The 14,610-nt window shown below is 45.8% G+C and carries 11 protein-coding genes; 1 reads left to right on the forward strand and 10 read right to left on the reverse strand.

Annotated features, from left to right (window positions below; all coding sequences use genetic code 11):
* Positions 1-8: 8 nt before the first annotated feature.
* From ACKU41_RS02415 to ACKU41_RS02435, 5 genes are all read right to left on the reverse strand, one after another.
* Complete coding sequence (locus ACKU41_RS02415) at positions 9-1,577, reverse strand: ABC transporter ATP-binding protein (RefSeq protein ID WP_321403905.1); 1,569 nt, start codon at positions 1,575-1,577, stop codon at positions 9-11.
* Positions 1,574-2,404 (reverse strand): ABC transporter permease, encoded by an 831-nt coding sequence (locus ACKU41_RS02420; protein ID WP_319779611.1) that lies wholly within the window; start codon positions 2,402-2,404, stop codon positions 1,574-1,576. The genes ACKU41_RS02415 and ACKU41_RS02420 overlap by 4 nt, the downstream gene beginning before the upstream one ends.
* Before the next feature lie 10 nt (positions 2,405-2,414).
* Positions 2,415-3,344 (reverse strand): ABC transporter permease, encoded by a 930-nt coding sequence (locus ACKU41_RS02425; protein ID WP_319779612.1) that lies wholly within the window; start codon positions 3,342-3,344, stop codon positions 2,415-2,417.
* A 76-nt stretch (positions 3,345-3,420) separates the two neighbouring features.
* Positions 3,421-4,902 (reverse strand): ABC transporter substrate-binding protein, encoded by a 1,482-nt coding sequence (locus ACKU41_RS02430; RefSeq protein WP_321403912.1) that lies wholly within the window; start codon positions 4,900-4,902, stop codon positions 3,421-3,423.
* 162 nt (positions 4,903-5,064) lie between these two features.
* A complete protein-coding gene (locus ACKU41_RS02435) occupies positions 5,065-5,802 on the reverse strand; it encodes a class I SAM-dependent methyltransferase (RefSeq protein ID WP_321403914.1) in 738 nt (245 codons plus the stop codon).
* Positions 5,803-6,200: 398 nt separating this feature from the next.
* Between ACKU41_RS02435 and ACKU41_RS02440 the strand changes: the two genes are divergently transcribed.
* Positions 6,201-6,515 (forward strand): NIPSNAP family protein, encoded by a 315-nt coding sequence (locus ACKU41_RS02440; RefSeq protein ID WP_319760133.1) that lies wholly within the window; start codon positions 6,201-6,203, stop codon positions 6,513-6,515.
* Between the two features lie 147 nt (positions 6,516-6,662).
* On the opposite strand, the gene ACKU41_RS02445 is transcribed toward ACKU41_RS02440, so the two are convergent.
* The 5 genes from ACKU41_RS02445 to ptsP all read right to left on the reverse strand — a co-directional run bounded on the left by ACKU41_RS02445 (position 6,663) and on the right by ptsP (position 14,551).
* A complete protein-coding gene (locus ACKU41_RS02445; protein ID WP_321403916.1) occupies positions 6,663-7,694 on the reverse strand; it encodes a hypothetical protein in 1,032 nt (343 codons plus the stop codon).
* 84 nt (positions 7,695-7,778) lie between these two features.
* Positions 7,779-9,089, reverse strand: a complete 1,311-nt coding sequence (locus ACKU41_RS02450) for an APC family permease (RefSeq protein ID WP_321403917.1) — start codon at positions 9,087-9,089, stop codon at positions 7,779-7,781.
* A gap of 283 nt (positions 9,090-9,372) precedes the next feature.
* Positions 9,373-11,103 (reverse strand): PTS fructose-like transporter subunit IIB, encoded by a 1,731-nt coding sequence (locus ACKU41_RS02455; RefSeq protein WP_321403918.1) that lies wholly within the window; start codon positions 11,101-11,103, stop codon positions 9,373-9,375.
* A gap of 12 nt (positions 11,104-11,115) precedes the next feature.
* Positions 11,116-12,066 carry a 1-phosphofructokinase gene (gene pfkB / locus ACKU41_RS02460; RefSeq protein ID WP_321403919.1) on the reverse strand — a complete coding sequence of 317 codons (951 nt, stop codon included), beginning with the start codon at positions 12,064-12,066 and terminating at the stop codon, positions 11,116-11,118.
* Between the two features lie 13 nt (positions 12,067-12,079).
* Positions 12,080-14,551, reverse strand: coding sequence for a phosphoenolpyruvate--protein phosphotransferase (ptsP, locus tag ACKU41_RS02465; RefSeq protein WP_321403921.1), 2,472 nt, complete (start codon positions 14,549-14,551; stop codon positions 12,080-12,082).
* Positions 14,552-14,610: the final 59 nt, after the last annotated feature.

The raw sequence follows: 14,610 nt of genomic DNA on the forward strand, positions 1-14,610 counted from the left end.
TGATCCATCTAACAAAAAGACGATGCTTTTAATAATTCCATAGTATATTCACTTTCTGGAGCATTAATAATTTTTTCTACCGGACCGTATTCCTCACACTGACCATTTTTCATGACCATCACTGTATTGCAAAGGCCACTGACCAAGGCAATATCGTGAGAAATAAATATCATGCTCATGTTACTTTCCCGAACTAAAGACCGTAAAAGGTCTGCAATCCGTGCCTGAGAAGAAACATCGAGCGCACTGGTAGCCTCGTCACAAATAAGAAGTTCAGGTTCGGCAACCAAAGCGCGGGCTATGGCTGCACGCTGACACTGCCCTCCTGATATTTCCCATGGATAACGATCCGCCAACTCCGGTGCAAGGCCCACTCTGTACATCAATTCGTTGATATACGCATCCGCTGCACTTTTTCTTTTCCGGTCAGTAAGGTTCCGAACAGCATCTCTCATGGTTACGCGAATTCTCTTATTCTGATCAAAAGAGGTAAGCGGAATCTGGAACACCATCTGTGCCCGACGATAAAGAGTGCGCAGGCTCCGCCTGTTCATAGCCGTAACTTCTTCCCCTTCATATCTAATACTCCCCTCATCCGTTTCCTCCAACTGCAGGAGTTGTCTGGAAAGAGTGCTCTTACCAGATCCAGATTCGCCGACAATCCCTAAAACCTCGCCGCGAGAAAGAGTAAAACCGACGTCCCGGACTGCTTCTATCGTTCGTTCAGCAATACAGTACCGTTTTGTTACACTGCTCACTTCAAGAAATTTAGAAGAATTATTAAGAACAGGATAAGCCGCCCGCAAACAGGGAACATCAGATATCAATTCTTTCGTATATGAATGCTGCGGTGAATTAAGGACCTCTCTGGTGACTCCGCATTCGACAATCTTCCCCCGGTGCATGATAGCCACCCTGTCGGCTATATGAGACGCAAGCGAGATATTGTGAGTCACCAAAAGGATAGATGCCCCGCACTCTTCACGTAAAATACGAAATTCCTCTATAACCTGCCTCTGGTTCATCACGTCTAGGGCACTGGTAGGTTCATCTGCAAGGATGAGAGTTGGTTCCATTACCATAGCCATGGCCAAAGCAACACGCTGGCACATCCCCCCTGAAAGTTCAAAGGGGCAGCAGTCCAGCACTCGATCAACATCGCCCAGCCCAAGTTTTATAAAAGCGGTTCGTATTGCAGCGAGAGATTTTTCAGTATCAAACCGTTTATGACTACGCATGGTATCCAAAAACTGACTGCGTATCTTCCGTATGGGATTCATGGAAGTAGCAGGGTTCTGAAATACTGTGCACAGTTTATCACCAAGCAGTTGCCTATGTTCTTCAGCAGAGAGCTCAGTTAAATTCCGCCCGTTGAATGTTATCCCGCCGCCGGAAATCCGTACTCTATTAGAAGGAAGTCCCATTATTGTCTTTAAAACAGTAGACTTACCAGATCCAGATTCACCGACCAAAGCGAAAATTTCACCCGCACCTACATCAAAGGAGATGTCCCGTATGACATCCTCCCCATTATATCCAGCGCTAAGGTTCTGCAGCTTCAACACTGTACTTTTCATATACGGTCCTCGCCAAGATCCTTTACGTCTATACGGTCACGCAAGGCGTCACCTAAATAATTGAATACCATTACAGTTATAACAAGTGCCGCAGCCGGATACATGACCGTCCATGGAGCAGTACGCAACATCCCCCTGGACTCACTGATCATACTACCCCACTCAGCTTGAGGAAGCTGTACGCCGAGCCCAAGAAAGGAAAGTCCCGCAAACCCCAGCATGACTGTACCAATTTGGGAAGTTGCAAAGGTGAGAAGCGAATTGAAAATATTTGGCAAAATATATTTAATCATAATCACGCTGTCGCTACAGCCTGAAATTCGGGCGGCCTGAATGAACTCTTCATTTTTCAGCGAGATGACTCGACTTCGTGCTAAGCGGGCATATGGTGTCCAACTGGCAAATCCCATGGCCAGCATTGCATTGCCCATTCCCCCTCCGAGGATACCGGCCACGGAAATAGCTAAAACCATCTGTGGGAAGGCCATAATACCGTCGATAAAACGCATGACAATCCTATCCGCCGAGCCACTGTAATAACCACAGAGAATGCCGACACATGCCCCAAACGCAGCGGTAATAAAAACTAGGCTCAAAGCCGAAAAAACACTCGTCCGAGCACCGTATAGCAATCGAGAGAAAACACAGCGGCCCATTGCATCCGTTCCCATCGGAAATTCCATTCCCGGTGCCTGCCGCATACGCATTATATGCGTGGCATAAGGATCATTCGGAGCAAAATGTGTTGCAAATAAACTTCCTACTATCAGAAAAAGGGCTATGATGAGAAACACCCTCAACCAGAAATCTTTATGTATTTTTTTCATAGGGTTGCTCTCAGCTTTCGGTTACCCGAGGATCAAAATAGCGATAAGCCAGATCGGTCAGCAAGTTGATAAGTACATAGATGATCGCAATATAAACCACGAATCCTTGTATCACCGGGTAGTCCCTGGCTGTAATAGCATCCATTACCAGCTTACCCATTCCGGGCCATTGGAAAATTGCCTCGATAACAACGCTACCGGCAAATAAATGGCCCACGGCAAAGCCTATAACCGTTAATATGGAAAGCATGGAATTGTGCAGTACGTCTTTAATTAAAAGAGTACCGGACTTTACGCCTCTTGCCTGAGCCCCAGTTACATAATTTTGTCCCAACTCACCAAGCACCTCCGCCCGAATCTGCTTGATAAACTTGCCTATTGTCGGCATGGCAAGAGCGACAGTAGGCAGAATAAGCCCTTGAAAATTATTTTTCGCAAGCACGGGAAGCCACTGAAGGAACACGCAAAACAGATAAATTAACAGTAGAGCAGCCAAAAACGAGGGGATGGCGTTGGCTAAAAAAGTAAAAAACCGAACAAGATAATCTACAACTGTATTTTTTTTGACTGCAGTCCAGATTCCAAGAGGAATGGATACAATCAGGGAAAGTGCCAGTGCAGAAACTGCCACCATCGCAGTTTTACCCATAGCATTCCACATTAGCCGGGAGACCGGCAGCCCTTTTGCGTATGACTCGCCAAGATCCCCTTGCAAAAAACACCACAGCCAGTTCCCGTAACGTACAAGAAAAGGATCATTCAAGCCCATGCTCTCCCTAGTGGCTTTAAGCACTTCCTCCGTTGGGGCTATTCCTTGGGCTATCAACTTCTTTTGTGCCGGATCACCTGAAGCAAGGAACATAAGGGAAAACGTAATGAACGTTATCACTAAAAGCACAGGGATCAGCCTTAATAGACGACTTTGAACATATTTAAACATAGTAAACCTGCAAGACACAAAAAGGCGTGTGGAAAATAAATCCACACGCCGTTAAAAAACATACCAGCTTTATCCATCAGTCATTTATTGTGGTGTTGTCATTCAGAAAATAAAAACTGATCGGATTCCTTTCACTACAGTTGGCAACCCCGGCTCTCATAACCGTAGTCTTATTAAGGATTGCCAAAAAGCCCATAGCTTCATCATTTATGATCTGCTGCTGGATATCTACAGCAATTTTAGCCCGTTGTGCTGCTACAGGTTCCGAGTAGAGCTGCCCCAGAAGCTTCTTGGCTCTGGCATTGTTGTATCTGCCAGAGGTATATTTGCCGCCGCCGACTACACGTTCCATAAAATAATATGGATCTGCTGAAGGGTTCGCAGTCATGCAATATACGCCGATATCGAAGTCCCCAGTACTCATATAGGTCCCGTCCGGGTCCTCAGTGACACTCAGCTTAGCCTTGATGCCTACAGCTCTTAACTGTTCCTGCATGAGAAGAACTATTTTATCAATTGAACGGGCTGCGTAGTAAGCAATATCTAACTCAATTTCCTTGCCATCTTTGGCATAGTAGCCATTCTCATCAAGAGCATAGCCGAGTTTCTCAATAAGCTTCTTCGCCTCCACAGGATCAAAACCGTGTTTTGTAATATTACCATATGCTGTGCCAGTACCATAAGCTCCAACAGTGGGGCTGGCTAAACCGGCGAGGAGGATGCACACATCATTAGGATTAATGGACATATTGATTGCAGCACGAAGCTCTTTTTCCGGAAGTCGCTCCATGCTCAAATAATAATAATACAAGCGGGAAGCCGGAATAGCGACAACCGTGTATTTTTCAGGAGAAGCAGAAAAGATGCTGAGATCATTGGTTGTGGGGCCGATATAGGCATCAATCTCTCCATTCTGAAAGGCCAGAGAAAGAGTGTCGGCATCAGCAATGTACAATCCCTCAACTCCATCAAGATTTACCTTGCCAGCCCAATAATTATCGTTACGTACGAGCTTAACTGATACACCGGGGTCAAATTCATCTACTTTAAATGGCCCAGTACAAACAGGAGCATTCTCTATATCTTTTGAAGCATCAAGGTTTACCATCGCCATATAGACGTTACACAATTCGTTAAGCACTGTAGGCAGAAGCTTAGGGGTAGAAATGGTAAATGTTTTCTCATCCACTACAGCTAAAGATGCACCAGTAAGCATCCGAGACCTTTCGTTCACCTTGCATGCACGCTCTATACATTTTACTGCGATATCAGCTGTGAGCTTGCTGCCGTCTGAAAAAAATACATTGTCTTTTAGTTTAATAGTCCAGGTATTTCCATCAACAGAAGCTGATTCTGCCAACCAGGGAACAACAGCGTAGCTATCATCAATACGGAACAGAGTTTCGGAAAGACCCAGCGTAGAAGTATACCAACCAAACGACCCCTTCTGAGGATCAAGACTGGTGTATGTATTAGCGAATAGATCTCCAATGCGAACAACTTTAGGCTGAGCAGCTTCCGCGTGGATCGGCGAACAGATCAAAACGGATATCAGCAAAAAAAATACACTCAAGCACATAGAAAAATTAGTGCTTTTTTTTGAAAGCATCGTGCAATCTCCTTAAATGAAATAGTTTAAACAGATAGATGAATCGCTCAGGTGGGTACCCCATTCTGTGCGGCGAAATATGAATCTCAGTGAGAGAGTTTTAAGGTGCAGCTATTTGTCTGCATAAACGATAAAAAACGTTGGTCTAATACTCATATCAAATTCATAGGGGTTTGTTCTAAAGTACTGTCCAATATCCCAAGATAAAACTTCATTGAACCCGGCATGTTGTAATAAATTTTGTACTTCGTTTTTATTAACACCCTCATATAAAGGCAAATGTTTCATCATACTGGCGTAATGAAGAAAAAAACGTAATGATATTCTACTCTTCATTTGAAATACACTCTTTATCATATTTATTGGTATTTCATAAAACCTTCTCCAAGTCTGGTTACTCCAGAAGCCATCTGAAACAATAATTCGACCACCGGGTTTCAATACTCTGTACCATTCCTTCAACGCCAGATCAGGATTTGGCAATGTCCAGATAAGGTTTCTGGAAACAATGACATCAAAACTATTATCTTCAAAATCCAGTTTCTCAGCGTCACCAGTACGAAAATCAATGCCAAGTTGCATTTCTTCCGCCTTCTTTTGAGCGCTTGCAATCATTTGGGAAGATATATCTACCCCGGTTACATTAAAACCTGCTCCAGCAAGGTAGAATGCAAGTTGTCCAGGTCCGGTACCAATATCCAATGCATCTTGATTCTGACCAGACTTTGCCAAAGTTTTTATGGTCGTATCCCAAGCCTTCTCCGTTTCCGGTGATTTCTCAATATCCAAAGCGTAACTTGAACTACGCCAGTTCCAATATTTTTCGATCTTTGACTTCAATCTATCCATTTGAAATTGATCCTTTAAAGCTTGAAATTTCGATACTAAGAAACAAAAAAATAATATTTTGCTATTCCTTATAAAACTAAGACAAATTAAGTAGCACGAAACACATATTCGCGTATAAAATCAAGTAATATGTCACACCAAGATCAATAGTATTAACTAATAGTTACACAAAGATTAAATTGATGCTATCAGACTTATTATTTGACCACAAGTATCTTTATTCAATAGATTTCAGATCAATACACTCAGTTTTCGACCTTTTCATGGGATGCAACTTTGCTGTAATAAGGATTTCCCATTTCACGAAAAACTAACTGCGCAATTGGATAGTTTATAATAGCTATTTAGAAATATAATATAACCTAACTATTAACTAACTTACTGGAGAATTTAAAAAAATGTATTTTGAAATGCGAACTTACACAATACACCCTGGCATGCTTCCAGCCTACATGAAACTCTTTGAGGATGTAGGGCTACCCATTATTGGAAAATATGCAGAGCTAGTCGGTTACTGGTTTACAGAGATTGGTGAGTTAAACCAAGTTGTCCATTTGTGGCGGTATGAAAGTTTGGATCAAAGAACTGTTAGCCGTAAAAAACTTTATGAGGATTGCGACTGGCAAACCAAGTTTCTACCCAACGCAATGCAAATGTTGGAAAAACAGGAAAATAAAATCATGCTCGCGGCAAACTTCTCACCAATAAAATAGTTAAGCTCGTTACCCGCATAGATAAGGAAGTGCGAGCCTATGAAAAACTTTATTTATGCAATAAAAAAGGGCTTACATCATATTTGATGTAAGCCCTTTTTTTTAAGTGGTTTTCAGTGCAGAACTGAAATGCCGCACCTGCTTTCTTTATCTTCGGATGGTCTCCGCCACGTCGAGCAAGCGCTCTCTCACTGTGAACATATAGCGAGCCATCTTTCCTCGATGGTCAGCGAACATAGAATCTTCCTTGCCTCGCAAGACAATAGCAGGGTTGAAGGTACAGATCTTGTTCATGGCTATCATAGCCTCTTCAAGGTTCTGAGTTCCACCCTTGTCCACATTGGTGATTTTCTCAGGATACAGTTCTTTCAGCACAGTAATTACATCACGAAGAACCAACGTCATGCCTTGCGCGAAGTACACACGATCATCCAGCTCGGACCATGACAACGATCCTCCAGGTGCGGAGAGCCAACCGAGTGGAACGTCGATAAAGTTTTTGGAAAGTATGAAGGTCAACATCTCATAGATTTCACTGGCCTTAATGTTGACAATAGCACGGACATCATCTTTCTTCTTATTGGTCAAATTCAAGCCAATAAGTTTATCGGCGTATTTGTGAACGTTAGCCACGCCATCTTTATACGCTGAGCTGGAAGATCTCTCAAAGAACCCCCATATGCGAGGACCATACGTAAAATCACGCTCACGAGCTTCTTGCATCCACTTATTTTCAGGGTCCATAGAACCATACTTTGCCATGGTAGTGGAGAAAAACTTCTGCAAAAGAGTTGTCGCTGTAAGAACCCCAAGCTTACGATTGACCGCATTATCGAAATGAGATTTAGGATTCACAAACAGATACTGCGGAGTCCACCCATCAGCCAACTCGGCCTCCAAACGGGACACAATAGCCAACGCAAGCACCCTACCCTTCAAAGTCTCAAGATGTTCCTTATCAGACTCAGAAATATTTGGATTGTTAAAAGCAGGATCAGCCTTAACCGCTACGATCTCCGAACAAACAGAGGGTGATATCTCAGGCCACTCAGTAACGGATAACATATAGCCAATACCAGAATAGGCCCACCAAAGTCCCCACAATAACAAGGGGATAAAGACAGCCGACACCTTACCACTAGTGGGAACAAGTTTATTCAGTCTCTTAAAAAAACCCATAATAACACCTTTTTTATTTATTACATGAAAATACTACAAGTTACAGATCTGAACTTGGATAAAAACTCTGCAGAACCATTAAAGCTAACGCAGACTATGCCATGCGCGCTTTGTGTTTTTAGAAAATTTAGCCATTGCAAACTCAAACAGAAACGCGCAGATAAGGACAGCAAAGAATGTCAGGCAGGCAGGCAAATTATCAAAAGCGGCACGCCACAGCAAAATGCATAGCACAGCAAAACAGACGACGGCACCAATAAGCATAGGAAGTCTTTTCGCGTTAATCTTTCCAGCAAGCTTGGCTCCTGCCAGGTTTACAGCAGCAAATATCAACAAGAATCCTGCGCTGGCAATCACGGCTATGGATTCGATCTCCAATAAATTAGCCATACACAAAGTAATTGCTCCGACAACCAGAATTCCAAAGGGCTGATCCCATACTTTTCGCTCCATAATATCTGGCAGTTCTTCATCTTTTGCAAGGATAAATCCCAAACGGGCACTACCGTAAATTGTTGCGTTAATAGCTGAGATAGTCGCAAGCATTGCTGCTACACCTACAAGAGCAAAACCGAATTGTCCCAATGCAGGCCGTGCAGCTTCAGCGAGCACATAATCTTTCGAGGAAGCAACAAGACTTTCCGGTACTACTCCAACGGTAAGTACTGCGACCAGAAGATATAAAAATATTACGATCCCGACTGAACCGTAAAAAGCCCGAGGTAAGGTGACTGAAGGATTGTTGATATCCTCCGCAGCATTGGCGATTAACTCAAATCCCTCATAAGCGACGAATATGACCATTCCGGCAGGGATGACAGTAGAAGCTGGAGCCCATGTCGACATGGCAAGGCGCTCCGGCTGTATATACATGAATCCTGAAACTACAACAATTCCAAGTAAAAATAACTTGAGCATAACTACCAATATTTCAGATTTACTGATCAGCTCCGCACCAAGTAAATTTATGATCACAGGAACTATGATAGCCACGCTGATAAGGCCATGATGCAACCACGCAGATTGCATATTTAGGGGGAAAAAAGTCTTGGCATACGATTCAAAAGCTGTGGCGTAGAGAGATAAGGTAACCAAATAACTGAGCCACAATACAAAATTAAGTCCTCCGACAATGCTGTCGTGACCAAAAGCCCGGTCTAAGAATACAACCGTACCGCCTTGGCTGGGGAAGGCTACTGAGAGCTTCGCGTAAGAAAAAGCAGTCAACAGAGCAATACTCCCTGCAAGAGCAAAAGCGATTGGAGTTGCCCCATGTGCCATTGAGACAGCGAGTCCCAGCACAGCAAAAATACCTCCTCCAACCATACCACCAATGCCTATGGCTATTGCGCCGTAAAGCCCTATAGAGCCATTTTGATTATCTTTCATATTCATATTTATTAATTACAGGATAAGAAAAAGCAATGTTAGACCATAACTAGAGACGTTTGTTTAATTATAAAAATAATCAGCCAAAGCGTAGGACTGATGAAAACGAAGTCAAAGCTTGTACTATTTTTACAAAAAGAAGTATAAACAGACATTATCTGCTCAACATATGATTATCCCGGAGAGACCCACTTATCCCTGACCTAGCAATTATATAATATACAAGACAAAAGCTCCCCAACTCAGAATTAAGTTGGGGAGCTTTTTTATCAGCAGATTCAGTTGAATATTATGCCGTCTGCTCAATAGGCTTTTTGGCTACGAAGAGAGCCCCGGCAGTAACTATTGTTCCGACGATGATAGCTATAGTGTACGGAATCAGACCGGTAACTGCGTTAGGGATAGGTAGAACGAAAATCCCGCCATGAGGAACCATAAGGGTGCACTTCATGGTCATGGATATGGCTCCTGTCACAGCAGAACCGAGCATGATGCATGGGATTACCCGGAATGGGTCACGCGCAGCAAATGGGATCGCGCCTTCAGTAATGAAAGAGATACCCAGAACGAAAGCAGCCTTACTCGCTTCATGCTCATCTTCGGTAAAGCGATTTTTGAACAGGCTTGCTGCCAAGGCCAAACCCAGCGGGGGAGTCATACCCGCAGCCATCACTGCAGCCATGGGGCCGTAAATCTTTGCGGAAAGCAGACCTACTGCAAAAGTGTATGCAGCCTTGTTTACCGGGCCACCCATATCGAAGGCCATCATTGCTCCAAGCAGCAACCCGAGGGCCAAAGCACTCGTTCCCTGCATGGACTGCAACCACTCGGACAAAGATGTTAAAGCGATCTTTACCGGCGGACCAATTACATAAATCATGAGCAAGCCGACTACAAGGGTAGATAAAAATGGCAGAATCAATACAGGCTTGAGTCCTTGCAGATTTTGGGGGAGCTTGATCTTATCGTTCAGAAACTTGGTAAGATACCCGGCAATGAACCCGGCAACGATACCGCCAAGGAATCCGGCACCTACATTGGTGGCAAGCAGCCCGCCGACCAGACCGGGAGTGATACCGGGTCTCTGGGCTATGGAATACGCAATATATGCACCGAGCACAGGAACAAACAGGGAAAACGCCCCTGCTCCACCGATCTGCATAAGAGCCCAGCCGAGGGTTCCTTGCTTGTCTCCAGCGTAAATACCACCGAAGGCAAAGGCCAGCGCAATAAGCAGCCCCCCGGCAACAACGACCGGAAGCATGTAGGAAACACCTGTCATAAGATGGCGATATGGCCCGGTCCGGGCTGCGGATCGCTCTTTCTTCAAGTCCTCAACCTGTCCGGCAAGATCCTGATGAACTACAGGAACAGCGGCTAACGCTGACTTGATGACCTGCTCACCTTCCCTGAGAGCAGCCTTGGTTCCGGTCTCATAAAGCGGCTTACCGGCAAAACGCTTGGGATCAACAAATGCATCAGCTGCAATTACAACTGCATCGGCGCGGGCGATATCTTCTTCCGTGAGAACATTTTTGGCACCCACTGAACCCTGAGTTTCAATCTTGACTTCATAACCGAGACCCTCGGCAGCCTTACGCAATGCTTCTGCAGCCATAAAAGTATGGGCAATGCCAGTCGGGCAGGAAGTAACTCCGACAATGTATTTACTTCCACCATCGGAAGCAGAAGACACTTCCTGTGCGCTGAATTCCTCAGCCTCTTTCAAGGCATTTTCAATAATTGCCTTTGTCTTGCGAATAGCATCACTGGTAGAGACCGCATGCATGGGCTTACCCTGAAATCTGGCCGGGTCCACATGGATATCTGCGGCAATGATAACCACATCGGCCTCGTCAATGGCCTGCTGACTGAGGACATCCTTTGCGCCTTCTGCCCCTTGAGTTTCCACTTCCACACTATGTCCCATGCTGGCACCGACTTTCTTCAGGGCTTCGGCAGCCATAATGGTATGGGCCACGCCGGTAGGACACGCTGTTACAGCAACGATCTTTGACATAAAAGTTCTCCCTTACAAGTTTATCGCTTCAACAATTACCTGTTTTTCCAGTTCCTTAGCATCATCAAGCCTTTCCAGACTGGGACCTGCCTGAGCCACAGTAGCGGCAGACATGGATGTTGCAAGGCGCACCCGTTCCTTTAATGAAAGCCCGAACGCAACTCCCGCTACCAGACCGCCTATCATGGCATCACCTGCTCCCACAGTACTGACAGGCTCTATTTTCGGAGGCTTAGCTAAAAGTTCCTCTTCCCCGTCTGTGAACAAGGCTCCCCGCGCTCCAAGGGAAACAGCCACGTTGGTAATTCCGGCCCTGTTCATGCGTCGCATTTCATCAAGAATGTCCCGGCTATCCTTAAGCGGACGCCCGACCAACTCTGACAACTCATCATCATTAGGCTTGATCAACCAAGGACCGGCCTTGATCGCACTGACCAAGGCAGAACCGCTGGTATCAACAACGGCTTTTGCTCCTTTGCTCTTGATGATAGCGACCAGCCGCCCAACAACATCTGGAGAAACACCGGATGGAAGACTTCCGCCGATTACAACTATCAATGCTTCCTCTGCCAACTCTCCGACCTTACGCATCAATTCCTCAACATGCTCCTCATCCGGAGACAGGCCGGGAAAATTGATGTCCGTGGTTGATTCAGTACTTGGATCAAGGACTTTAATACCGATACGCGTTTCACCCGGAACACGGATAAAATCATCAACAAGCCCTTTTTCCGTGAATAACTTTTCAAATATACCGGCATTATCCTGCCCCAGAAATCCAGTCACAATTACCGGCAGATCAAACTTGCGCAGCAAAACGGCTATGTTTACGCCTTTGCCTGCCGCATCAGTCTGATACTGCGTGACCCTGTTAACCTTTCCGGCCGTGAAATCCGGAATCTTGCAGGCCAGATCAATGGCCGGATTCATAGTCACGGTAACAATATTTGTCTTTGTAGACATGTACTTCTCCACGTTAAGGCAGACTTAAAGCCCGCACTTCCTTACCGTTGCGGCAGGCTAATGCTTTCTGCGCCAGTTTACGGGCCGAATCCATGCTTATGGCTCGCATATGGGCCTTTACTGCGGCAATACTCGGTACAACCATGCTAAGTTCCTTAACGCCTAGACCAGCCAGAATGGCTGCTCCGAGCGGCTCCCCGGCCAATCCTCCGCATACGCCGGTCCATATTCCGGCCTCGTCTGAAGCTTTGACTACCTGCTCGATAAGACGCAGCACTGCCGGATGCAGGCTGTCCGCCTTGGCGGCCAGAGTCGGGTGAACACGGTCGATAGCCATGGTATACTGAGTAAGGTCGTTGGTACCGACAGAGAAAAAATCCACTTCTCTGGCGAATTCACGGGCCATAGCGGCAACAGACGGAACTTCGACCATAATTCCAATCTCCACAGGCTCGGCACCGACCTCAATACGGGCCTTCTCAGCAAGGCGTTTTGCCGCATCAAGATCTTCAAGTGTTGCGATCATGGGAAACATAATCCTGATTGGGCCGTACTTGGAAGCGCGATAGATAGCGCGAAGCTGGGTCAGGAACATTTCAGGTCTATTCAGGCAAAGACGGATTCCGCGTTCACCGAGAAACGGGTTGTCTTCCGGCGGCAGATCCAGATATGAAACAGCCTTGTCCCCACCGATATCAAGGGTACGGATAATGATAGGTAAGCCGTTGAGAGCTTCAACCATTGCCCTATAATTCTGATACTGTTCTTCCTCATCCGGGGGAGTATCCCGTTCCAGAAAAAGAAATTCGGTACGCATGAGACCTACACCCTCTCCGCCGGCATTAACGGCCTTCTCCGCCTCGCTGACCTTGCCGATGTTGGCAACAACCTCAACTCGTTCACCGTCCGTGGTTAAAGCAGGTTCGAACCGGGTCCGATATTCTTCATTACGCAATTCTTCCAGCCGGAGCTTCGTCTCGTTTGCAGTCTTGATATCCTCTTCACAAGGTTCAAGATAAAGGTTGCCGGAATCTCCATCTAGAATCGCGAGAGTGTCATTAGAGATTTCAAGCAGTCTGGGACCGGCTCCCACAATAGCCGGAATTCCGAGAGATCGGGCAATAATGGCAGAATGAGATGTCGGTCCGCCACTGGCTGTGCAGAAACCAAGTATGAAGGCAGGATTCAGTTGAGCGGTATCAGATGGAGTCAAATCTTCAGCGATGAGTATCACCGGGGATTCTGGAGTAAAAGGTTCATCCTGAACTATTCCGGCTAAATGCTTGAGCACCCGCCGTCCAACATCACGCAGATCCATTGCCCTTGCTGCAAGCAACTCATCGGAATGCTGCTCCATTACATGGACACGGTCTTCAATAACCTGACGCCATGCGTAGCCTGCGCTTTTACCCTTGCGGATCAGATCATGGGTTTCGGCCAACATTTCAGGATCATCGAGGAAAGCTTCATGTGCCTTGAAAATCGCCGCACGCGGTTCACCGGATTTGGCACGTACTTCTTCATAAAGATGATGCAGATTCTGTCGTGCAGCATTAATTGCGTGAGTCAATTCGTCTGATTCATGCTGCGGATCTTTTGCCAAAGCTTCAACCACAATACGCCGCTGAGTCAGCTGATGTACCGGCCCCGAAGCAAGACCTGGAGATGCAGTACATCCGGGAATTGTTTTCTTTACATTCACAGGAACCCAGCCATGCACGATTTGCTTATCTACAGCTTCCTCAGCCTCTTCACCGAGACCGGCATCCACTGCATCCTTCAACGCAGCCAAGGCAATTCCGGAATCAAAACCCTTAGCATGAATACGAATAGTCTTTCCGCCGGAAACACCGAGTTTGAGCAGGGAGGCAAGGCTTTTACCGTTGCCGGACCGACCATCAAACTCAACCTGAATTTCTGCATTGAACTGTTTGGCAATATCCACAAAAAAGGTTGCTGGACGCGCGTGCAAACCATGTTCGCCCATAATTGTTACATCAATAGATGAATCGAAATCAGTTACATCAAGAGTCGGAGCCGGCCGGGATTCAGTTTTGCATTCACCGCTAAGCACACTCACGATATCTGCAGCATCTCTGGTCACAACAAGACGGGCTACAGTCTCTTCATCATCAAGTACATGAGTCAGGTTGGTCAGAATCTCAATATGTTCGTCAGATTTGGCAGCAATGCCTATGACCAAATTTACAACTTCTCCGGGATTCCAGGCTACGCCTTCCGGGACCTGCAAAACAGCCACACCGGTCCTGATAATTTTATCCCTGTTTTCGGGCAGTCCATGCGGTATGGATATGCCGTTTCCAAGAAAAGTATTTGCAACGCCTTCCCTGCGTTTCATACTCTCAATATACTCAGGCTCAATATACCCCTGCCGCACCAAAATTTTGCCTACTTTTTCAATCGCTTCAATTTTACCTGAAGCTGTTGCTCCCAACTCAATGCTCGTCTGGTCAAAGCTGATCATGCCTGCCTCCTGTATCGATTCATACTTTTGAAATTTTTTTGTAATCGATTACAATCTGT

This window comes from Maridesulfovibrio sp., assembly GCF_963678865.1.
Taxonomy (GTDB): Bacteria; Desulfobacterota; Desulfovibrionia; order Desulfovibrionales; family Desulfovibrionaceae; genus Maridesulfovibrio.

Bases quoted from the DNA above. Each gene is read 5' to 3' on its own strand.
- ACKU41_RS02455 (WP_321403918.1), bottom strand. From the start codon at position 11,103: ATGTCAAAGATCGTTGCTGTAACAGCGTGTCCTACCGGCGTGGCCCAT.
- ACKU41_RS02425 (WP_319779612.1), bottom strand. From the start codon at position 3,344: ATGTTTAAATATGTTCAAAGTCGTCTATTAAGGCTGATCCCTGTGCTT.
- pfkB (WP_321403919.1), bottom strand. From the start codon at position 12,066: ATGTCTACAAAGACAAATATTGTTACCGTGACTATGAATCCGGCCATT.
- ACKU41_RS02420 (WP_319779611.1), bottom strand. From the start codon at position 2,404: ATGAAAAAAATACATAAAGATTTCTGGTTGAGGGTGTTTCTCATCATA.
- ACKU41_RS02445 (WP_321403916.1), bottom strand. From the start codon at position 7,694: ATGGGTTTTTTTAAGAGACTGAATAAACTTGTTCCCACTAGTGGTAAG.
- ACKU41_RS02415 (WP_321403905.1), bottom strand. From the start codon at position 1,577: ATGAAAAGTACAGTGTTGAAGCTGCAGAACCTTAGCGCTGGATATAAT.
- ptsP (WP_321403921.1), bottom strand. From the start codon at position 14,551: ATGATCAGCTTTGACCAGACGAGCATTGAGTTGGGAGCAACAGCTTCA.
- ACKU41_RS02450 (WP_321403917.1), bottom strand. From the start codon at position 9,089: ATGAATATGAAAGATAATCAAAATGGCTCTATAGGGCTTTACGGCGCA.
- ACKU41_RS02435 (WP_321403914.1), bottom strand. From the start codon at position 5,802: ATGGATAGATTGAAGTCAAAGATCGAAAAATATTGGAACTGGCGTAGT.
- ACKU41_RS02440 (WP_319760133.1), top strand. From the start codon at position 6,201: ATGTATTTTGAAATGCGAACTTACACAATACACCCTGGCATGCTTCCA.